Here is a 21,981-nt window from a genome sequence, read left to right on the forward strand (position 1 = left end):
AAGGAGATGTTAACAAATCATGAAAATGGGAGACAGTTTTAAAACCAGAATTGAGTTGTTTTTTATAATACTCTTTATCATCATAATTGCCGTTTTTTCCGTTCTATACTATGAAAAAGCCAATTCCACCATTATGGACATCACCCGCGACAAGCTAATCGAAACTGCTATATCTTCACACTATCTTATCGATGGTGACAAACATAAAACCATAAAAAGCATTAACGACCCATATTATATACAAACCAACCAGTTTTTAGCCCAATACCGCAAGGAATTAAATGTAGCTGACATATACACTCTGATAAGAAGCGGCAACACCACCAAAATGGTTTTAGCTTCTTATGACCCTGATCTGTCATTTATGCAGGATTATATTCTAACCCCTTACATAAGAGACGCATTTAATGGAGAATTTACAGTAACCCCCAAACCCTATAAAGACACTTTCGGCACCTGGTACACCGCTTACGGACCTGTCTACGACAGCACAGGTAATGTAGTAGCAGTAGTGGCAGTAGACATACGCGAAGAATATGTTAGAAACCTGCAAAAATCAGTTTTAATAAATACTTCAATAATCGCCTTTATAGCTCTGCTCATAGCTGTTTGGGGTTCTACCATCATAGGCAAAGTGCTGGAAAACAACCTGCGCAAGTTTCAAAATCGAATATATGAAATAGAAAAAGGCAACCTGGCTTCCTTTAATCCTGAAGAATTTGACATCAAGGAATTTAGAGAACTGGCTGAACATTTTGAAAGCATGAACGACAGGTTGCGCGACCTGGTAAAACGCATAAAAGATACTTCTTACCTGATACATGAAAAATCCGGGGAAATCAATAGTATCATAGAAAAATCCAGTACATCAACCGAACTGCTTATTTCTTTAGTTAAAAAACTGGGTACCCATATAGAAGACAACTACAAAATAACCGCCGCCAATTTAAGCATATTAGAAACCATAAATGATGAATTATTAGATATCGAAGAAGGCCTGGAAAATGAAAATATAACCCTTACCCAGCTTTTGCCTGCTGTCTCTAATATATGCCATCAGTGTGAAAACATACTGGACAGCTGGGGAAAACAGCTTCAAATTTATGAACAGCATGAATTTGGCGATCGCACAGTTATTTCCATGTTAAATTCAGAAATAAAAGCCTTTAATGATATATACGACTGTTTGAGCGAGATACAGGTTCTCATAAAAGCGCTGGCTGAAGGTTTGGACAACTTCAACTGCTAGGAGGATAACTATGTATAAAGTGGTAACCCTCGATCTTGCTCAAACAGAAGAGGATATGCAAATATTTACCTCTTACTTAAATACAATGGATTTATACAAAAAAGGCAGCACAATTATTGACTATGCTGCACAAAAAATCTTCTGCAATAAAACAGCAGAAAAGTTCTTAACCAGCTGTCCAGCAGCCTTTATTGAAAAATTCGCCAGTTGTGTGCGCAAAAGCGAGGAGGAAACCACCCTTTCCTTCTCAGGATATCTGGATAGCTCTACCAAAGCATATGTTGAATACTGGACCAGGCATATAAAACAGTTCAGCAAAGATAAAATCGTCCTCTGCGTAATAGAATACATGCAGGTAAAAGATACTAACGACCCGCTTCCTGAAATAGTAGGAGAAAGCAAGGCCATCAAGGCAGCTAAAGACAAAGTAATCAAAGTAGCCAGCAATGATTCTTCCGTGCTTTTAATCGGGGAAACCGGCACCGGGAAAGAAGTGTTCGCTCATGCTATACATAAATTGTCCAAACGCAAAGATAAAAACATGGTAATAATAAATTGCGGAGCCATTCCCGACTCCCTTTTAGAGTCAGAATTATTCGGCTACGAAGAAGGTGCCTTTACTGGTGCCAGGCGCAGCGGCAAATTAGGCCTGTTAGAACAGGCAAATGGCGGTACCATTTTCCTTGATGAAATAGAGAATATGAGCGCCTATATGCAGAACAAGCTTCTGCGGGTTCTGGAAGACGGCAGTTTTCAAAGATTGGGGGGTAACCGGACTATAAATATCAACATCCGCATTATTGGGGCAACCAATATAGACCTTAAAACCATGGTAGAAGAAGGTACTTTCCGCAAAGACCTTTACTACCGCCTTAATGTCATATCTATAAGAATACCCAGCCTACGGGAGAGAAAAGGGGATATAATAAAGCTCAGTTATCATTTTATAGACCAATTCAATAAAACTATGCACAAATCCATACGTGGATTAACTTCCCAGGTAAAAGATATCTTCATGGCTTATCCCTGGGAAGGTAATGTAAGGGAACTTAAAAACACTATCGAACACGCCATGAACTTTGAAGAAGGGCATTATATATCGGTTTCTAGCCTTCCTGATCATTTCATGTCTTTTATGGATAATACCTATAAAACTGCTGAGGCTCCTCTTTTTAAAACCCTGGAGGAGCTGGAAAAAGAAGCTATTGAACAGGCTCTCTCCTATTTTGGCTGGGATGAAAAGGGAAAAAACCTGGCAGCAGAAGCTTTAGGCATAAGCCGTTCTTCCATATACCGCAAAATCGCCAAATATTTTGGCACTAAAAGTTAGCAATACCATTTTGACATATTTTATTTTCGAAACATCTGCTTGTTCCCACAATCACTTTTGAAATCTGTTTCATTTTGACACTAGTCATAAAAACCATATCCCAATAAAAAGACAGGCTATTTAAATCCCTAAAAATAGCCTGTCTTTTTATTTGGCATGTTTTTTGCTCCATCAAGTAGGCAGATAAAAAAATTTAAAGGAGCGTGGTTTATGATGAAAGATTTAAGACACTTTATCGACACCCAGGATTTCAGCAAAGAAGAACTTATGCAGATCTTTGAGCTCATGAAAATGCTCAAAGAAGCGCGCAAGGAAGGTGCAGTTCCCAAACTTTTGGAGGGATGCTCCCTGGGCATGATCTTTGAAGAGCCTTCTACCCGAACCCGTGTATCTTTTGAAGTTGCCATGCAGTTGCTGGGAGGACATGCTTTATATCTAAAACCCGGTGAAATCCATCTGGGAGTAAGAGAGTCACTCTACGATACAGCCAAAGTTTTGTCCCGCATGTGCGACGTAATTATGGCTCGTACCCTCAAACATGAAACTATTTTAGGGCTTGCAGAATACTGTACCGTTCCTGTTATCAACGGTTTAACCGATTACAACCATCCTACTCAAGTTATTGCAGATGTATTTACCATGATGGAACACCTTCCGGAAGGCAAACGCCTGGAAGATTTGAGAGTTGTATTTATCGGCGACCGCACCAATGTGTGCAGTTCCCTTATGCACATAACAACCAGGATGGGAATGCACTTTACTCATATTGCCCCCAAAAAATATCAATCACCCATGGAATGGATAAAAATAGCTGAAGAAAACTGCAGAATTTCCGGCGGTTCAGTCACCGTAACCGATTCTATGGAAGCAGTAAGAGGTGCTGATGTTGTATATACCGATTTGTGGTGGTGGGTTGACCAGGAAGATGAAGCAGAAGAAAGAGTACAGGCCTTTAAACCTACCTATCAGGTTACCAAAGAGGTTATGGCCAAGGCTGCTCCCCATGCCATATTTATGCACTGCTTGCCTGCATCGCGTAATGTAGAAGTTTTGGATGAAGTTATCGATTCCGAACAATCAGTAGTTTTTGACGAAGCAGAAAACAGATTAACTGCTCAAATGGCTCTTTTAGTCTACTTCACCTATCCGAGAATCGCCAAAGCTTCTCCCGAACAGAAAGCTTACCACAAAGGACGCATCGAGTCCTTCTTAAACAGCGACAAGCGGGTATGGAATAAATAACCCCTACCCGCCTTCTTGAAAAAAACGAAAAGAGGAGATTTGTATGTCAGAAACATCGACAAGGAAAAAAACCTTAACCTTTTGGGACCTTTTCTTCTTCTCATTTGCCGCTATCTTCCTTATTGATACTCTGCCAGCATCAGCAGCAATAGGTCCCGCTTCTATAAGCTGGTGGATAATATGTGCCATTATCTACTTCTTGCCTTATGGACTTATCAGCGCAGAACTCGGCACTACCTATCCTGAACAGGGCGGTTTATATGTGTGGACCAAAAGAGCTTTCGGCAGTAAATGGGCCGCCCGTACTACCTGGTTTTACTGGGTAAATGTAGCGCTCTGGATGCCGGCAGTATACATAATATTCGCTGGAGTGTTTGCTCAAATGTTCTTCCCGGATATGAGCCTCTGGGGGCAGGTTATAGTCGGAATTATTATAACCTGGATCACCGTATGGTTCAACATAAAATCTCTGGAGGTCTCTAAATGGGTTCCCAATATAGGTGCCATAACCAAAATGTTCGTCGTTTTGGCCATGGTAATAGCTGCTGTTATTGCCTTAACCTCCAAAGGAAGTGCCAATACGATAAACTGGCAAACTATCAAACCCAAACTTGATGCAGGACTCTTTTTCTTCCCTGTAATCATCTATAACCTTTCCGGCTTTGAACTTATGTCCAGTGCTGCTGAAGAAATGAAAGATCCTACCAAGGATATTCCTAAAGCTGTAATAAGCTCAGGTATCATAATAACTTTGCTTTACCTGGCTACCACATTGGCACTTTTGATTACCGTCCCCTTAGACAATCTCAGCCTGGTAACCGGTATAATCGACATGCTCGATGTAGTATTCGGCTCTATAGGGGTATCCAACTCTATAATAACTGCTCTTGGCATCATGATAATGTTTACTTTCTTCGCCAACATGGTTACCTGGACTCTGGGAGCTAACCGGGCTGCAGTAGAAGCTGCCGAAGCCGGTGAATTCCCCAAAGTATTCGGCATAATTGATGAAAAAAACCAGACTCCCAAAGGCGCTGCTATCATAACCGGTTTAGTATCTACCCTGGTATTTATATGCTACGGCATGGTAGCTGCTACTTCCGAGGAACTTTTCTGGTCTATGTTCGCCTTTAGTTCCATAATATTCCTGTTGCCTTACGCTATTCTATTCCCGGTATTTATCAAGCTGCGCAAAATAGACAAGGACATTGAAAGACCCTATAAAGTTCCGGGCAGTCCCTGGTTTGTAAACCTCATAGCCATTATCGCTGAGCTTTTCGTAATCCAGTCCATCGTATTCTTCATCTGGGTTCCTGGACAACCCATAGACTGGGGATTTGCTGTCCCGGTACTGATAGGAACCATTATTACATTAGCAGTGGGAGAAATCATAGTACACCGTTATATAACTGAAAAACCTGAACTGCCTGAATTAGAAGAATGTATCAATAATTAATCTACTTTTAAGGGAGGCGACCTCTATGAATCAAGCTGCTGAAATAATGATAAATCAACTTACTACCCCCAGAAAAGACGGGTATTTTATGCCAGCTGAATTCCACAAACATGCCGGCTGCTGGATGATCTGGCCGGAAAGGCCTGATAACTGGAGATACGGTGCCAAACCGGCCCAGGAAGCTTTTGTAGAAGTAGCCAAAGCTATAGCCCAATTTGAACCTGTAACCATGTGCGTATCAGAAGCTCAATTTGCCAATGCCCGTCATAAACTCCCCAGAAACATAAGAGTTGTTGAAATGTCTACCAATGATTCCTGGATGCGTGATGTAGGTCCCACTTTTGTAATAAACGGCAGAGGCGGAGTAAGGGGAATTGACTGGAAATTCAATGCCTGGGGCGGATTCAACGGCGGACTGTATTTCCCCTGGGATAAAGATGATATGGTAGCTGCCAAAGTCATGGAAATTGAGGGTATAGAAGGTTATAAGGCCCCTATCGTTCTGGAAGGCGGTTCTATACATGTAGACGGGGAAGGCACATTGATGACTACGGAAGAATGCCTTTTGAACCCGAACCGCAATCCTGAGTATTCGCGTGAAGAACTCGAAGAAATACTTAAAGAGTATTTGAATGTTGAAAAAATCTTATGGATTCCCCGTGGGGTATATAATGACGAAACTGATGGACATGTAGACAATCTGGCCTGCTTTGTTCGTCCGGGGGTAATCGCCCTTACCTGGACTGATGATACAGAAGATCCACAATATGAGATATCCCGGGAAGCTTTTGAATATCTATCTTCCCAAACAGACGCCAGAGGCCGCAGATTTGAGATACATAAAATCCACCAACCAGGCCCTATATACATCACAGAAGAAGAAAGCCTGGGAGTAGATGCCGTAGACGGAACTCTGCCGCGCAAGCCTGGCGACCGTTTAGCTGGTTCATATATAAATCACTATATTGCAAATGGCGGCGTAATCGTGCCTACCTTCAATGATCCTCATGATGAAGAAGCATTGAGAAAACTGCAGGAATTGTACTATGACCGCAAGGTAGTAGGTGTTTACGCCAAAGAAATACTGCTCGGCGGTGGATGTATCCACTGTATAACCCAGCAGCAGCCCTTAGGTTACTAATCCCCTCATAATTATCAATCATAATACTCCTCCTCCAAACAGAGACCTAGAATTGCTGGTACTTGTTTAGCAGGTAAAAGTGCAAAGTACAGTTCAAAATTCTAGGTCTCTAACTTTAACTATAAAAATTAAGGAAAGGTGGTTACATGATGAATAGAAAAGAACGTATCGTAATCGCTTTAGGCGGAAACGCCCTCGGTAATACCCCCCAGGAACAGCTGGAGGCAGCTCGCAAAACTGCTGCATCGATTGTAGACATAATTGAAGCTGGCCATGAAGTAGCTATCGCTCACGGCAATGGGCCACAGGTAGGTATGATCAATCTGGCCATGGAGATCGCTTCCAAACAACAGTCTAATATCCCGGAAATGCCTTTTCCCGAATGTAACGCCATGAGCCAGGGATACATAGGCTTCCACTTACAGAATGCCATCGGCGAAGAAATTGCCAAACGGGGTCTGCATATCCCGATTGCGTCTATTATAACTCAGGTAATAGTCGATCCCTATGATCCAGCATTCAAAAATCCCACCAAACCCATAGGCTCTTTTTATACGCAAGAAGAGGCATTACACTTGCAAAAAACCAAAGGCTATACTATGATAGAAGATGCGGGACGCGGATATCGGCGGGTAGTCCCTTCACCCAAGCCTATTGACATTGTAGAAAAAGAAACTATTAAAGCACTAATCGAAGCAGGACAGGTAGTCATTACTGTCGGCGGCGGCGGAATTCCAGTCATGCGTGCAGATAATAGGCTTATCGGTGTATCTGCTGTTATCGACAAGGATTTTGCCAGCGCTAAATTGGCTGATTTAATCGAAGCTGACCGCTTGATCATCTTAACTGCTGTAGAAAAAGTTGCTATCAATTTCGGTAAACCTGATCAGCAGTGGCTATCTGAACTGTCAGTAGAAGAAGCCAATGAACTTATTAAAGAAGGACACTTTGCAGCTGGATCCATGCTGCCTAAAGTACAAGCGGCCATTGCGTTTGTGGAAGGGAAGCCCGACCGTAAAGCCCTGATAACCTCTTTAGAAAAAGCTAAGCAGGGTATCGAGGGGTTAACCGGTACCGTAATTACTTCACAGGGCAGGAGATATAATGACTATTCCTTTAAATCAGGAGATTTCGACCAAACCTCCATATGTTGATCTCGTCTATTCACAACGTTGGGATGATGACACAAAAATATCCATAAAGCTTAAAAGGCACATATATACAGAACAGACTAAATATCAAAGAATCGACTTTTTTGAATCTGAAACCTACGGGGTTATCTTCACCCTGGATGGCCTTGTCATGGTTACCCAAAAAGATGAATTCATATACCATGAGATGATTACCCATGTAGCCATGGCTACTAATCCTGCCATTAAAAAGGTATTAATAATCGGCGGCGGGGATGGCGGAACTTCACGGGAAATAGCCCGCTATCCCCATATAGAAAGAATTGACATGGTAGAGCTTGACGAGCGGGTCGTGCGTTTATGTCAAAAATATCTTCCCCAAACAGCAGGGCATTTAGATAAAGACCCACGTATAAACCTCTACTTCGAAGATGGACTTGCTTTTGTAAAAAAGGCGCCTGATGCGACATATGACTTAATAATAGTAGATTCAACCGATCCCATAAGCTACGGGGAAGGCTTGTTTACTACCGAATTTTATCAAGCCTGTTATCGCATATTGAGTGAAGACGGGATACTGGTAAATCAACATGAATCGCCATATTTTGAATTTCATGCCAATGAAATGAAAAAAGCACACAAAAAAATCAGGGAAATCTTCCCCAAAGTAAAAGTATACCAGTACCATATTCCAACTTATCCTTCTGGTCACTGGTTATTTGGGTTTGCTTCTAAAAAATATGATCCCTTAGATGACCATAAACCAGATATATGGGAGAGCATGGGAATAAAAACACGCTATTACAACTCTGATATTCATCGCGGAGCATTTGCCCTTCCTACCTATGTTCGGGAAATGCTGGATTCTTGCGTAAAATAGCATAAAAACAGGCAGAGCGCAGGCTCTGCCTGTTTTACATTTATAATATACCATCATTGGTCATTATAGGTTTATACATTTCTGGCCTGCGATCCCGAAAAACAGTCCAGGAAATTCTAAATTCCTCCACTTTTTTTAAATCAAATTCAGAGATAATTATTTCTTCCGAATGTCTATCTGCTTCGCTTAATATCCTGCCAGTATGATCAGTAATAAAAGAAGAACCATAAAAGTTGATAGAAGAATTGCCTATCCTTTCCGTACCTACCCGGTTAGCTACAATAACCGGCATTATATTCGCTGCAGCATGCCCCTGTATACATATCTGCCAGTGTTGTTTTGAATCTACTTCTGGCTCCTCCGGCTCTGACCCTATTGATGTCGGATATAAAAGCAGTTCCGCCCCCATAAGGGCCATACACCTGGCAGCCTCCGGAAACCACTGATCCCAGCAAATTCCTACCCCTATAGTCGCATATCTAGTTTTCCAAACCTTAAAACCTGTATCGCCAGGATTAAAATAAAACTTCTCTTCATAACCAGGCCCAGTAGGAATATGGGTTTTCCGATAAACCCCTAATATGCTGCCATCTGCATCTATCACGGCTACTGAATTATAATATGCTCTGTTTTTCTTTTCATAAAAGCTTATTGGCAAGACTACCTTCAGTTCAGCCGCCACTTTTTGAAAGTGGGTAACTGCCCTGTTATTTTCTAGTTCCGCAGCATATTTATAAAAACCAAAATCCTCCACCTGACAAAAATACAGGGTTTCAAACAGTTCATGCAGCAAGATTATTTGCGCACCTTCCTTGGCAGCCTTTCTCACAAAAAAATCTGCTTTTTCCAGGTTTTTATCTATATCAGCATCACAGCTCATCTGGACTGCACTAACAACAACTTTAGCCACCATATTCTCCCCTATCTACTTTATTTGTTCCAAAGTCTTCCTTACCCTTCTTTCAACTTCCTCTCTTCCCCATATGCTTATAAGGTAAGGAAGGTCCGGGCCGTGGGTTTTGCCGGAAAGCGCGCATCTCAAAGGCATAAAAACATCTTTAGGTTTCAGCTTCATCTTCTTCATCAGGCTCTTTATATACTGTTTTATCTCTTCTACCCCATCATTATCAGGATAGGCAGCTATAAATTCATTAAGCAAATCCTTAACATGTTCCCCTTTTAAAACCTCCAGGGCTTCTTCTTCATATTCTATATCCTCAAACAAAACCCCGGCATGTTCAGTTATATCACTCAAACAGACCAGATAATCGCGCAAAGCAGTAACCAGAAGCTCATATTTTTCAGAACTCATCTTGTTTACCTCATCCTTATAGGGGGAAGCCTCCAGATAAGGGCGTAAAAGTTCTTTAAGCCTGTCAAGGGTAAGCATCTTTATGTGCTGTTGATTTATATGGTTAAGTTTATCCAAATCAAAAACAGCTGGGCTTTTAGACACCCTATCCAGGGAAAAACTCCTGTTTATTTCTTCAGGAGTAAGTATTTCTTCTTCTCCTTCCGGCGACCAGCCTAAAAGAGCCAAAAAATTGTACAAAGCTTCCGGCAGATAACCTTTTTCCCGATACTGGATAAGCGAGGTTGCTCCATGCCTTTTGCTCATCTTCTGGCGGTCACTGCCCAAAATAAGCGAAATATGGGCAAATTCAGGAATTTTGAAATTTAAAGCTTCATAAAGCATAAGCTGCCGGGGTGTATTAGACAAATGCTCTTCCGCTCTTATGACATGGGTTATCCCCATCAGGGCATCATCTACTACTACGGCAAAATTGTAGGTAGGTATGCCGTCAGATTTTACAATTATAAAATCCCCTATATTATTTGTTTCAAAAGCTACCTTTCCCCTTACCAGGTCATTTACTACATATACCTTATTATCCGGCACCTTAAACCTGATAGCCGGCTTAATGCCCTGCTTTAATTTTTCTTCCCTTTCTTCTGGCGTAAGATAGCGGCATTTTCCGGAATAGCGCACCATCTCTCCCCTGGCCAAAAGCTCCTCCCGTTCCTTTTCCAGCTCTTCTTCGCTGCAAAAGCATTCATAAGCCTGCCCCGAAGCCAACAATTTTTCTACATATTCCCTGTATATATCAAGCCTCTCCGTCTGGCGGTAAGGGCCATTATCGCCGCCTATATCCACCCCTTCCGTCCAGCTTATGCCCAGCCAGCGCAGGGACTCTATAATTTCTTCCTCATATTCCCGGCGGGAACGTTCTAAATCAGTATCCTCTATGCGCAAAACCATTTCTCCATCATTGCGCACAGCAAAAAGATAGTTAAAAAGAGCTGAGCGGGCTCCCCCTATATGCAAAGGCCCGGTGGGGCTCGGAGCAAATCTTACCTTAATCTTTCTCATTATGCTTATCCCTCCCTTAAAATACACAAAAAAATCAAACCTTATCTTAACCCAAAGACTGTCTAATCATAACTATCAGATTTTGCAAAAACTGAAGCAGTCTCTGCCAGAAACTTTCCAGTTCTCCCCTTACTCCTTTTATCTCCTTTAAATTACGGTCTAAAAGCTTTAGCTGGGCTCCCAGGTCATTAATACTTATATTAAGCTTTCTTATCCTGAGCATAAGCTGGGTTATGCGTTCCACATCTTCCGTGGACAATCTAATATTAAGATCCCCGCTTATCTCGATTATTATCTTTCTTATCTCTTCTGGATCAGAAATATTTTCATCGATAACCCTTTTCTTAACTTCATACATTAATTTTTCAGCATTATCCTTGCCAATCTTTTCTCCCAGGCGGGAAGCCTCCGCAGCTTCCCTTACAGCAGTTTCCTTGGCCCTGGCTGGGAGTTTTTCCCCACTTGCCGTTTCAAAAGCCTTCATTATTCCAGCCAGAGCAGCAGTTCCGGAAACCGGGAAAGGTGCTGCCACCACTACCCGTGCATCTTCAACTCCCGCCGTCGTTAAAGCATTGGCATACATAAAAGGGGTAATGGAGGTTATATTTTCAGTTTTTACCTCTATCCCGCTGCTCTTCTCCATCAGTTCAACATAAGCCGAAGATATAGCCCTGCTGCCAATTAATTTTTCATCAACTATCCCTGATAAAAGCTGTCTTTCTTCCCGGTTGCTCACCGTTATTATCCTTACATCACTTAAATCCTTGAATTTTGCAAAAACACCCAGCACCTCATCTTTTTGGTTTTCGGTCAAATCTTCTCCCAAAGTTACAACTACTTTTGTACTGGCGTTTTTTTCTACCATATGCACTTTATCTGCTTGATTAAGATAAAGTATGCCGGTGGCTGCCATAAGCAAAAAAACCAGTAAAGCAATCTTTTCCCGCATGGCTCTGCTCCTCCCTTTTTTCTTAATTTTTCCCAGGAAGGAGCAAAATAATTATTAAAATATACCTGTTAGCAAAGCTGCTGCCTGTGCCGAAATACCTCTTTTTTCTCCTTCAAAGCCCAGGCCTTCTGTAGTAGTAGCCTTGACATTTATTCTGGATAAATCAATCTCTAAAGCTTCTGCAATATTCTTGCGCATCATCTCTATGTAAGGGGCAAGTTTTGGTTCCTGGGCAACTATCGTGCTGTCTATGCTTACAATCCTGAATCCTGCTTCTCTCACTTTTAAGCCAGCTTCTCTCAATAGCAATAAACTGCTTATCCCTTTATATTTTTCATCAGTGTCAGGAAAATGCTTTCCTATATCTCCCAGAGCAGCCCCTCCTAAAAGGGCGTCGCAAATAGCATGTAAAAGCACATCAGCATCAGAATGGCCTAAAAGCCCTTTAGCATGAGGTATTTCTACCCCTCCCAGCACCAGCTTCCTTCCTTCCACCAGGCGGTGCACATCATATCCAGTCCCTATACGAAAAGGCATAAAACCTTCACTCTTTTCCTCTAAAAATCGTTCTGCTATCAGTATGTCTTCCGGGGTAGTTATTTTTATATTGCGTTCATCCCCATTTACAACCTTTACCTTTCCCACATAACGCTCATAGATGGAAGCATCGTCCGTGCCGTAAAAACCTTCCTGCCTTGCCTTTTCATAAGCATAAACAAGTTCATCATACCGGAATACCTGGGGAGTTTGTACCGCTATAAGCTCTTCCCTCTTTAATGTATGAGATATAAAGCCTTCCTCATCTATCTTTTTAACCGTATCCTTAAGCTTTATTCCGGGAACCGCCCCTCCCCACTTCCTGGCTTCCCGATATAATTCTTCCAGCATGGCAGGCACAAAAAGTGGCCGTGCCCCATCGTGCACGGCTACCACTTCGGTCCCTTTATCCAGAGCTTGCAAACCCAATTCTACTGAATCTTGTCTTTGCCTGCCTCCAGGTATTATTTTTTTCACTTTTTTAAGCTTGTACTTTTGTATGACATTATGGTAGCAGTAGTCTATTTCTTCTGCACGGGCTACCACTACTACCTCCTCAACTATATCCATCTGTTCCAGAGTATGGAGTGAATAAAACAACACCGGTTTCCCTTTAAGCATAATATACTGCTTATTTATATCCGCCTTCATACGGCTCCCCTGGCCAGCGGCTGCCACCACCGCCTTTAGGCCATTAGCCATATACATTCACCTCTTTAGCCTCTATCACATAAGAAACATTGCTGGAAGCATCAGGCTCCTCCTTCACCTTGCGGGTAAAGATCATGCGGCCGGCTGCTGTCTGAAAAACGCTGGTCACTACTACTTCCAGTTCATGCCCTATATCCTGCCAGGCATCTTCTACCACCACCATAGTGCCGTCTTCCAGATAGCCTACTCCCTGTCCTTCCTCCTTGCCCTCTTTAAGGATAGTTATGTGCATAGTCTCTCCCGGATAGACCATTACTTTAACCGCATTGGTAAGTTCATTTATATTAAGCACCTTTATCCCCTGCAGCTCAGCTACTTTATTTAAATTGTAATCATTGGTTATAATAGCTGCGTTAAGCTCTTTACAAAGCCTTATCAATCTGCTGTCCACATCTTTATCTTCGTCCCATTCCGCTTCTATTATATCAATTTTTATCTTTTCATGCTTCTGCATTTTGGAAAGCAGATCAAGCCCCCTTCTCCCCTTATTGCGTCTCACTGTATCCGAAGAATCGGCAATATGCTGAAGTTCAGCAATAACAAAAGTAGGCACCAGCAAAGTCCCATCAATAAAACCAGCCAAACACACATCATAAATCCTTCCATCAATAATAGCACTGGTATCTAAAATCTTCAAAGAATTTTTCTTTTCTTCCCCTGCCATGTCTCCCCTGCTGTTTATATAGCTGAAAAGCCGCAATACTTCGCTACCTCTCCTGCTTCCCACCTTAAAGCCAATATAGCCACTAACCAGGAAGACAATCAAAGTAATATAACTTCCTATTCCCTCAAAAAGCGAAAAGGGGAAACTGCTTAGAACCCCTACTATACCCCCTAAAACCAGCCCTGCCGCTCCTCCTACTATAACTTCTATGGAAGTACTATCCAGCAGCCTATTTAGCCTGCGCAAAGCGCTGGCCAAAAAAACAAAAATACTATTAAAGAGTATAAACGATATAACCAGAATCAAAAAACCCGTCCCTATCAAATACAGCCATTCCAGATGAAGAAAAATATTTAACACATAAACAGACAAACAGGCCAAAGACAAAGCCAGGAAAAATACCAGTTTTGAGAAAATTAACTTTTTTGGCATATTATTCACCTCCAATAAATATTTTTCTATACCAGGTGAATAATTATACCAATTTTTTTGTAAATTATTCCATTAATTTGTAGGCCTCTTTTCCCCTTAATAAAGGGATTCCCGACATAAGGTGACAACATATTAAATTGACAAAGCCTAGAAATAAAGGCTATAATTATCTAAACTTAAGCATATGAGGAGGCAAGTCTTTTATGAAGGACTTGATTTGTGATGAATTCCAGAATGTTGTAGGTGAGCTTTTAATCAGGCACCGCAGCATCTTAGATATAACCACCAAGCTTTCCGAATCAGTAAGCCGGGTAAACCGGGCAGTAGCTAAAGCCGTAACCGAGTGTGGATGCATAAGCGTAGACGCTTGCAAAATCCAGATCCCGCAGGAAATAGATTCGATTGAAGAACTTAAGAAATTCCTGGACAGCCATGTAAGAGGAAAGCTGTGTCCCCACTGTGAAGAAATAATAATAAACGAAATGGGAAAAATGCTATTTTATTCTGCCGCTTTATGCAACACCCTGGATATAAGCCTTTATGACATCTTCATAAAAGAATACAAAAAAGCCACCACTCTAGGCATCTTCAACATGACCTGATAAATTCATCTCTTTTTAACCCTGAAACTTTTTATAAAAAGCAAAAACAGCCAGAATTCTCAAATCCTGGCTGCTATTTTTTATATATATTTATATTCCAGAAACAGCTGCTCCTGCATACGTTTAAGCCCATTCTTGATAGAATGTGCCCTCACTTCGCCAATACCCTCTACTTCATCCAGTTCCTCTATACTGGCGCGCATTATATTGCTTAAGAGGGCAAAGCGCTGGACCAGGTTATCTATAACCGCAGCTGGTATACGGGGCAGCTTTTGCAGCATCCGGTAGCCGCGCGGAGATACCTGCTGTTCCAGATGGCTGGCGGTTGTCCCCAGGGATAAAATCCTGGCAATAAATACCGAATCAGATATATCCTCCTCAAACGCCCTCAGCATAGTATTCAAAAGTTCCTGGGGGCTCTTATCCGGCGTACGGTTATAGTCCTGAATTATATACAAAGCTTCCTCCCTTATGTTGGTCAGCATCTCGTCAAGCTGCATCTTTACCAGTCTTCCTTCACTTCCCAGTTCTGCAATGTAGTTTTCTATCTCTTCTCCTATATGTAAAACTTTTATTATACGGCGCAGGACTTCGCATACTTCAGATACCGTCACCACATCCTCGAACTCCAATCCGCCCAGCCTCTGCAGCTCCTTGTACATAACATTGCGGTATTTTTCCAGGGTCTGCAAAGCCTGGTTAGCCTTAACCAGGAGTGTCGATATATCACGAAGCCTGAATATTATATTCCCTTGATAAAGGGTTACCACCTTGCGCCTCTGCGATATAGCTACCACCAGTTCACCTGTCTGCTTGGCTACTCTCTCTGCCGTCCGATGCCTTATACCTGTCTCCTGCGAAGGAAGGCTGGGGTCAGGATCAAGCTGGGCATTAGCAATAAGGATGCGGGTAGCATCACCATTCATTATTATAGCTCCATCCATTTTGGCCAGCTCATAGAGGCGGGCAGGAGTATATTCACAGTCTATCTTGAACCCCCCGCTTACCAGCTTCATAAGCTCCGGGGAATTGCCTACCACAATAAGGCCTCCCGTATTAGCCTGCAAAATGTTCTCCACCCCTATCCTGAACAGGCTTCCGGGCGCCAAAAGCTGCAGTGAATGCCTGAACTTTCCATGATAAATATCTTCCATTTAACCCCATCCTTCCATTAAAACTTCTATAAACTCATCCAGCATGCCAACCTGGATTATTCGCATATCCGGTTTAAATCCCGGCTTAAAACTTAATCCGGATGGAATAACCGCTTTTTTGTACCCCATCTTTTCCGCTTCCTTAAGCCGGGCATCAATAAAAGGCACCTGCCTTATCCTTCCCGAAAGGCCGACTTCTCCTATCAAAACCATATCTGAAGGCAGAGGTTTGTCTTTATAGCTGGAAAACACCGCCCCAATAATAGCCAAATCTACCGCCGGGTCCTTTAAAAACAATCCTCCTGTTACTTTAAGATAGACATCACAGTTAGAAAGCAGAACCCCTCTCCTTTTCTCCAGAACCGCTATCAGTAAAGCCAGCCGGTTCTGATCTACACCAAAAGCCATTCTGCGCGCATAAGGCGGCAAAGAAGAGGATACCAGAGCCTGCACTTCAATCAAAAAAGGCCTGCTTCCTTCAAAGCTTACGGCTACGGCAGTTCCGCTCATATTTTTATCAGCAGTATCCAAAAAATACATGGAAGGGTCTTTTACTTCCCACAGCCCCTGTCCCGTCATTTCCAGTATGCCAAGTTCATCCGTAGCCCCGAAACGGTTTTTTATGCCTCTAAGCAGCCGGAAAGCAAAATTTTTATCTCCCTCAAAATAGACGACTACATCCACCATATGTTCCAGTATTTTAGGCCCAGCTATAGCTCCTTCCTTGGTAACATGCCCGATAAGAAAAACACTTATATCCATGGTTTTGGCCAATTCCATAATGCGGGCAGTACACTCCCTGAGCTGGGATACGCTTCCTGGAACCGAAGATATGCTGCTTGAATAAACGGTTTGAATAGAGTCAATTATGATAAGTCCTGGTTTTACTTCCTGTATAAAATCACCCAAAAAATCTATATTCTGCTCATTAAGAAGGTATATATTTTCATTATCGATGCCCAGCCGCAAGGAGCGCAGCCGAATCTGTCTAAAGGACTCTTCTCCGGATAGATATAAAACTTTTTCCCCCTGCCTGGCTATGTAGTCTGCCACCTGCAAAAGCAGTGTAGACTTCCCTATTCCCGGATCTCCACCCAGCAGGATAAGGGAGCCAGGCACAATTCCACCGCCCAGCACCCGGTCCAGTTCACCAATTCCGGTACTTACCCTTTGTACTTCATCATTCTGGATATGGCTTAGAGCAACGGTTCTTCCTCTTTTTTCTTCCCCTTTTCCCGGCTTATGTTCTTTTTTTTCTTCCTGCATGGTATTCCAGCTGCCGCATCCCGGACATCTGCCCAGCCACTTGCCTGCCTCATATCCGCAGGAAACGCACACAAACCTGGTTACATTTTTCCCCATAGCATTCTCCTCTAAACACCATTATAATATTTAACAGATACTGTATTACTATCAATTTAACATAAAATTCCTTGCTATAAAAACCCAAACAAAAAAGGGCAGCTTTTTAATCGCTGCCCTTTTGGTTTGATATTATCCTTTCTTTACTACCACCTTGCCTTCCTCGGCATCTACCAGAATTTTATCTCCGGGAACTACTGTTTTCTTAAGGATTTCTTCCGCTACGGCATCTTCTATCATTCTCTGGATAGCCCGTTTTAAAGGTCTTGCTCCATACTGCGGATCATAGCCGGCTTTCATTATAACCTCCTTGGCCCCTTCCGTTACTTCCAGTTCATAACCGCTTTCTGCCAGGCGGTCTTTTACTTCCTTAAGCAGCAGATCTACTATATTCTTGAGCTGTTCATCAGACAAGCTCTGGAATACTATTATTTCGTCAATACGGTTCAAAAATTCTGGCCGGAAAGTCTGCTTAAGCTGTTCCATAACCCTTTCCTTCATCTTGTTATAATTTTCAGCCTCATCATCACTCTTGCTGAAGCCCACTCTTTTAGCACTGCGTATAGATTCAGCCCCCACATTGGAAGTCATAATTATGATGGTATTGCGGAAATCAACCGTCCTTCCCTGTCCATCCGTAAGCCGGCCGTCTTCCAGAATCTGCAGCAGTATATTGAATACTTCGGGATGGGCTTTTTCAATTTCATCCAGCAGGACTACTGAATAAGGCTTTCTCCTTACTTTTTCTGTAAGCTGGCCGCCTTCCTCATAACCTACATATCCAGGAGGGGCTCCTATCATGCGGGATACTGCATGTTTTTCCATGTATTCTGACATATCCAGCCTTATAAGGGCATCTTCACTTCCAAACATGGCCTCGGCCAGGGCTCTTGCCAGTTCGGTTTTTCCTACCCCGGTAGGCCCCAGGAATATAAAGGAACCTATGGGACGTTTAGGATTCTTAAGCCCGGCCCTGGCTCTTCGTACCGCCCTGGCTACTGCTTTTACTGCTTCATCCTGTCCCACTACCCTCTTATGCAGAACTTCTTCCAGGTTGACCAGTTTTTCAGTTTCTTCTTCTGCCAGTTTGCTTACCGGAATGCCGGTCCAGTCAGATACAATCTTGGCTACATCTTCTTCTGTAAGAGTTCTAAGCTCCTTATTGCGCTCATTTACCCATTCCTTGCGCCGGCTTTCAATCTCATCCCTTAATTTCTGCTCTTCATCCCTTAGCTGGGCAGCCTTTTCATATTCCTGGGCATTGATAGCCTCTTCTTTTTCTTTAATTATTTCTTCTAATTTAGCCTCTTTTTCTTTTAAATCATCAGGCAGGACATAATTGGCCAGCCTCAGCTTGGAAGCCCCTTCATCTATAAGGTCTATAGCCTTATCAGGCAGGAAACGGTCAGTAATATATCTGGCAGACAGCTTTACAGCTGCTTCGATAGCTTCATCACTGATCTTCACTCCATGATGGGCTTCATAACGGTCACGCAATCCTTTTAAAATCTCGATGCTTTCTTCAACAGTAGGCTCATCAACCAGCACCGGCTGGAACCTGCGTTCTAAAGCCGCATCTTTTTCGATATGCTTGCGGTATTCATTTAAAGTAGTAGCCCCTATGCATTGAAACTCTCCTCTAGCCAGAGAAGGTTTTAATATATTGGCAGCATCGATGGCCCCTTCTGCTGCGCCTGCCCCTACAATCGTATGCAGTTCATCAATAAATACAATCACATCACCAGCCGATTTTATCTCATTAACCACCTTGGTTAGCCTGTCTTCAAACTCTCCTCTGTACTTGGTTCCTGCCACCATGGATGAGAGATCCAGGGCCACTACCCTCTTGTCGCTCAATATTTCCGGCACTTTGTTTTCAACAATCCGCTGGGCCAAACCTTCTACAATAGCCGTTTTCCCAACTCCCGGATCTCCTATCAAAACCGGATTATTCTTGGTGCGCCGGGATAAAATCTGAATAACACGTTCTATCTCCTTTTCCCGCCCGATAACCGGATCTAAACGTCCTTCCAGAGCATCATGGGTTAAATCGCGGCCAAACGCGTCCAGGGTAGGAGTTTTGCTCTTCGTTTTTCTCTTTATGGACTGCGGATTAATCTGGTTAATTACCGGTTCCTGATAAATGGGGGGATTTCCTACATTAAGGCCAGCTTCTCCGCCCAGAAGCTGCATAACCTGCTCTCTCACCTCATCCAGCCTTACTCCCATGGAAACCAGGACCTGGCCGGCTACGCCCTCTTCTTCCCGCAGGAGAGCAAGCAGCAGGTGTTCAGTCCCCACATAATTTACCCCCTGCAGCCTGGCCTCATCAAAAGCTAGATTAAAAACTTTTTTAGCCCTGGGGGTTATAGGCAGGTCTCCATCCGGAGTTTCAGCACCTCCCCGCTGGCCGATAATCTTAATAACCTCCTGCCTTACCTTATCCAAATCTACTCCCAAACTGGTAAGGGCTTTAGCCCCTATTCCTTCTCCTTCCCTCAGAAGGCCTAAAAGTATATGTTCAGTCCCAATAGCAGGATGCCCTAAATTCCTGGCTTCTTCCTGAGCATACATAACCGCGTTCTTGGCTCTCTGGGTAAATCTTCTAAACATAAATACCAACCTCCTTTTTTACCTATTTTCTCGTTCTTAAAAGCTTTTCTTTAATAACTTCCGCCCTTTTAACATCACGTTCAAAAGGTTCCATCTCCTTGCCCGCCTTTTTCTGCAGGTGGGCAGGCCTCAAGGCTACAATAAGCTCATTTATGGCAAAAGGTTTCAAATCTTTTATAATCCCCAGATCAACTCCCAGCCTTACATCCGACAGGTGCATCATGGCTTCATTGGAAGTAATGACCCGGGCATTGGTGAGTATTCCGTAAGCCCGTCCAATCCTGTCTTCCAGCTGATAGGGCATTTCCTTTAAAAGCCTTTCCCTGGTTATTCTTTCCTGTTCAATAATCTGTCCGGCTATACCAGTAAGGTTATTTATAATATCTTCTTCCGTCTGCCCCAGGGTTATCTGATTAGAGAGCTGATAAAAATTCCCTACCGCATCGGTATTTTCTCCATAAAGCCCTCTTACCGTCATGCCCAGCTGGCTCACATTCTGGAAAATCCGGTTTAATTGCCCACTTATAGCCAGGCCAGGCAAATGAAGCATCACCGAAGCTCTCATGCCGGTTCCCACATTGGTGGGGCAGGAAGTAAGATATCCTCTCTTCTCATCAAAAGCAAAATCCAGGTACTTTTCCAGTTCATCATCAACACCCTGCAGCCGGTTGTAACACTCCATAAGCTGAAGCCCAGGCAAAAAACACTGCATGCGCAGATGATCTTCCTCATTTATCATAAGGGCCAGGGAGCCATCTTTATTCACCATAATCCCTTTAAAAGAGGCATTGGATTCGCTATGTTCAGGGCTTATGAGGTGTTTTTCCATCAATATCTTGCGGTCCAGCAGAGGAAGTTCATTAAAAGTCACCAGATCCATAGCTAAAAGTTCATGATAGCCGCTCTTTTTCCAGGCTTTCTTTATCTCTTCAATTACCTGTCCCCCACTCTTTTCATCCAGCAGATGGGGAAAAGGTATCAGGTTCAGATTGCGGGCCAACCGCACCCGGCTGCTTATTACCACATCTGAGGACGGGCCTTTTTCGGCATCCATCCAGGCTACAAAATTCTGGTTTAAAAGATCATTTATGCTCATATAAATTCACCTCCTCACTCCATGTCCCTTTCCAGCCTTTTTATCTCATCCCTTATCTCGGCTGCCTTTTCATATTCTTCCCTGGCTACTGCCTTCTGCAAACGGCTTTTAAGCTCTTCAATCTTCTTTTTCAGCATAACCTTTCCGCCGCCCCGTTTGGGAATCTTGCCTATATGCTGGCTGTTGCCGTGTACCCTGCGCAAAGTAGGCTCCAGCTCTCTTTCAAATGCAGAATAGCATTCAGAACATCCCAGTTTTCCTGTCTGCCTTATTCTCTCAAAATTCATGCCGCAGTTGCTGCATACCGTATTGGCTGCCGTCGGGGCAGCTACTCCCTGCATGTTATAAACATTGCCAAATAAGGTACCTAAAAGATTAGGTATGGAAAATCCCGGTTCAATATTTAAATTAAACATCGCCGCCCCTTTTTTGGCTGCACACTGTTCACAAAGGTGTGTCTGCATAGTCTGTCCGTTGATAATCTGGGTAAGGTGTACCGTCGCCGGCCTTACCTTGCATTCTTCACAGTACATATCAAAATCCCCCTTCCTTTTATACATTCCTAAAGCAGGTAGTCAGCAAGCGCCTGCTTTACCGCTTTAAAGATGCGGTTTCTTTCTTCAGCCGAAAAGCCTTTAAAGGCATAGTTAGTCAAAAATTTTAGCATTTCTGCCTCTTTGGCACTTATATTCCTTTTATCCTTCATCTCATCAATAAAACTGATGAGCTCTTTGCGTGCCGTATCAGACTTTAAATCCCCATGCTCCAGGCGGGTAATCTTTACATACCCCTTGCCTCCCCTTCTGCTTTCCGTAAGATAACCAGTTTCCTCCGTAAAGCGGGTACTCAAAACATAAGTCACCTGAGAAGGGACACAGTCAAAAGTTTCTGCCAGTTCCGAACGCTGGATCTCTACCTGTCTGTTTTCACTTCGTTCGATAAGCACTTTCAGGTATTCTTCAATTTTATCTGCCAGGCTTTTTTTCATGGTCATCCCTCTCTTGACCTTTTTTGACCTTTCTGTTTTTTATTATAGTCAACAAAAGTCAAAAATCAATCCTT

Annotated in this window: 19 protein-coding genes; 8 read left to right on the top strand and 11 right to left on the bottom strand. The window is 42.9% G+C overall.

Annotated features, from left to right (window positions below):
- Positions 1–19 precede the first annotated feature (19 nt).
- From ACZ42E_RS10055 to speE, 7 genes are all read left to right on the top strand, one after another.
- Complete coding sequence (locus ACZ42E_RS10055; RefSeq protein ID WP_464892182.1) at positions 20–1,249, top strand: cache domain-containing protein; 1,230 nt, start codon at positions 20–22, stop codon at positions 1,247–1,249.
- 10 nt (positions 1,250–1,259) lie between these two features.
- Complete coding sequence (locus ACZ42E_RS10060) at positions 1,260–2,579, top strand: sigma-54 interaction domain-containing protein (protein WP_464892183.1); 1,320 nt, start codon at positions 1,260–1,262, stop codon at positions 2,577–2,579.
- A 210-nt stretch (positions 2,580–2,789) separates the two neighbouring features.
- Positions 2,790–3,821 carry a putrescine carbamoyltransferase gene (gene ptcA / locus ACZ42E_RS10065; RefSeq protein ID WP_464892184.1) on the top strand — a complete coding sequence of 344 codons (1,032 nt, stop codon included), beginning with the start codon at positions 2,790–2,792 and terminating at the stop codon, positions 3,819–3,821.
- Positions 3,822–3,864: 43 nt separating this feature from the next.
- Entirely contained in the window at positions 3,865–5,277 is a 1,413-nt protein-coding gene (locus ACZ42E_RS10070) for an APC family permease (RefSeq protein WP_464892185.1), read from the top strand.
- Positions 5,278–5,302: 25 nt separating this feature from the next.
- Positions 5,303–6,418 carry an agmatine deiminase gene (aguA, locus tag ACZ42E_RS10075; RefSeq protein WP_464892186.1) on the top strand — a complete coding sequence of 372 codons (1,116 nt, stop codon included), beginning with the start codon at positions 5,303–5,305 and terminating at the stop codon, positions 6,416–6,418.
- 146 nt (positions 6,419–6,564) lie between these two features.
- Positions 6,565–7,572, top strand: coding sequence for a carbamate kinase (gene arcC, locus ACZ42E_RS10080; RefSeq protein ID WP_464892187.1), 1,008 nt, complete (start codon positions 6,565–6,567; stop codon positions 7,570–7,572).
- The gene (speE, locus tag ACZ42E_RS10085; RefSeq protein ID WP_464892188.1) at positions 7,523–8,428 is read left to right on the top strand and encodes a polyamine aminopropyltransferase; all 906 of its coding nucleotides are present in this window, start codon (positions 7,523–7,525) and stop codon (positions 8,426–8,428) included. The genes arcC and speE overlap by 50 nt, the downstream gene beginning before the upstream one ends.
- Positions 8,429–8,468: 40 nt before the next feature.
- Here the strand turns inward: speE and aguB are convergent, their stop codons facing one another.
- Genes aguB through ACZ42E_RS10110 form a run of 5 tightly spaced genes read right to left on the bottom strand, consistent with a single transcriptional unit; the run spans position 8,469 to position 14,092 of the window.
- On the bottom strand, positions 8,469–9,338 hold the full coding sequence (aguB, locus tag ACZ42E_RS10090; RefSeq protein ID WP_464893531.1) for an N-carbamoylputrescine amidase: 870 nt from the start codon (positions 9,336–9,338) through the stop codon (positions 8,469–8,471).
- A gap of 15 nt (positions 9,339–9,353) precedes the next feature.
- Positions 9,354–10,799 carry a glutamate--tRNA ligase gene (gltX, locus tag ACZ42E_RS10095; protein ID WP_464892189.1) on the bottom strand — a complete coding sequence of 482 codons (1,446 nt, stop codon included), beginning with the start codon at positions 10,797–10,799 and terminating at the stop codon, positions 9,354–9,356.
- Positions 10,800–10,845: 46 nt separating this feature from the next.
- Positions 10,846–11,748: a DUF1002 domain-containing protein gene (locus ACZ42E_RS10100; protein ID WP_464892190.1), complete on the bottom strand. Its 903-nt coding sequence runs from the start codon at positions 11,746–11,748 to the stop codon at positions 10,846–10,848.
- 54 nt (positions 11,749–11,802) lie between these two features.
- Positions 11,803–12,987, bottom strand: a complete 1,185-nt coding sequence (gene ispD, locus ACZ42E_RS10105) for a 2-C-methyl-D-erythritol 4-phosphate cytidylyltransferase (protein WP_464892191.1) — start codon at positions 12,985–12,987, stop codon at positions 11,803–11,805.
- On the bottom strand, positions 12,980–14,092 hold the full coding sequence (locus ACZ42E_RS10110; protein ID WP_464892192.1) for a PIN/TRAM domain-containing protein: 1,113 nt from the start codon (positions 14,090–14,092) through the stop codon (positions 12,980–12,982). The genes ispD and ACZ42E_RS10110 overlap by 8 nt, the downstream gene beginning before the upstream one ends.
- Before the next feature lie 203 nt (positions 14,093–14,295).
- On the opposite strand from ACZ42E_RS10110, the gene ACZ42E_RS10115 reads away from it, so the two are divergent.
- Positions 14,296–14,694, top strand: a complete 399-nt coding sequence (locus ACZ42E_RS10115) for a nucleoside triphosphate pyrophosphohydrolase family protein (RefSeq protein WP_464892193.1) — start codon at positions 14,296–14,298, stop codon at positions 14,692–14,694.
- 80 nt (positions 14,695–14,774) lie between these two features.
- On the opposite strand, the gene disA is transcribed toward ACZ42E_RS10115, so the two are convergent.
- The 6 genes from disA to ACZ42E_RS10145 form a co-directional block, all read right to left on the bottom strand.
- Positions 14,775–15,848: a DNA integrity scanning diadenylate cyclase DisA gene (disA, locus tag ACZ42E_RS10120; RefSeq protein WP_464892194.1), complete on the bottom strand. Its 1,074-nt coding sequence runs from the start codon at positions 15,846–15,848 to the stop codon at positions 14,775–14,777.
- Positions 15,849–17,210 (bottom strand): DNA repair protein RadA, encoded by a 1,362-nt coding sequence (radA, locus tag ACZ42E_RS10125; RefSeq protein ID WP_464892195.1) that lies wholly within the window; start codon positions 17,208–17,210, stop codon positions 15,849–15,851.
- A gap of 132 nt (positions 17,211–17,342) precedes the next feature.
- A complete protein-coding gene (locus ACZ42E_RS10130; RefSeq protein WP_464892196.1) occupies positions 17,343–19,823 on the bottom strand; it encodes an ATP-dependent Clp protease ATP-binding subunit in 2,481 nt (826 codons plus the stop codon).
- A gap of 22 nt (positions 19,824–19,845) precedes the next feature.
- Positions 19,846–20,919 carry a protein arginine kinase gene (locus ACZ42E_RS10135; RefSeq protein ID WP_464892197.1) on the bottom strand — a complete coding sequence of 358 codons (1,074 nt, stop codon included), beginning with the start codon at positions 20,917–20,919 and terminating at the stop codon, positions 19,846–19,848.
- A gap of 14 nt (positions 20,920–20,933) precedes the next feature.
- The gene (locus ACZ42E_RS10140) at positions 20,934–21,452 is read right to left on the bottom strand and encodes a UvrB/UvrC motif-containing protein (protein ID WP_464892198.1); all 519 of its coding nucleotides are present in this window, start codon (positions 21,450–21,452) and stop codon (positions 20,934–20,936) included.
- A 29-nt stretch (positions 21,453–21,481) separates the two neighbouring features.
- Positions 21,482–21,907 (bottom strand): CtsR family transcriptional regulator, encoded by a 426-nt coding sequence (locus ACZ42E_RS10145; protein WP_464892199.1) that lies wholly within the window; start codon positions 21,905–21,907, stop codon positions 21,482–21,484.
- Positions 21,908–21,981 lie beyond the last annotated feature (74 nt).

The sequence above is a fragment of the Thermosyntropha tengcongensis genome, assembly GCF_055381335.1.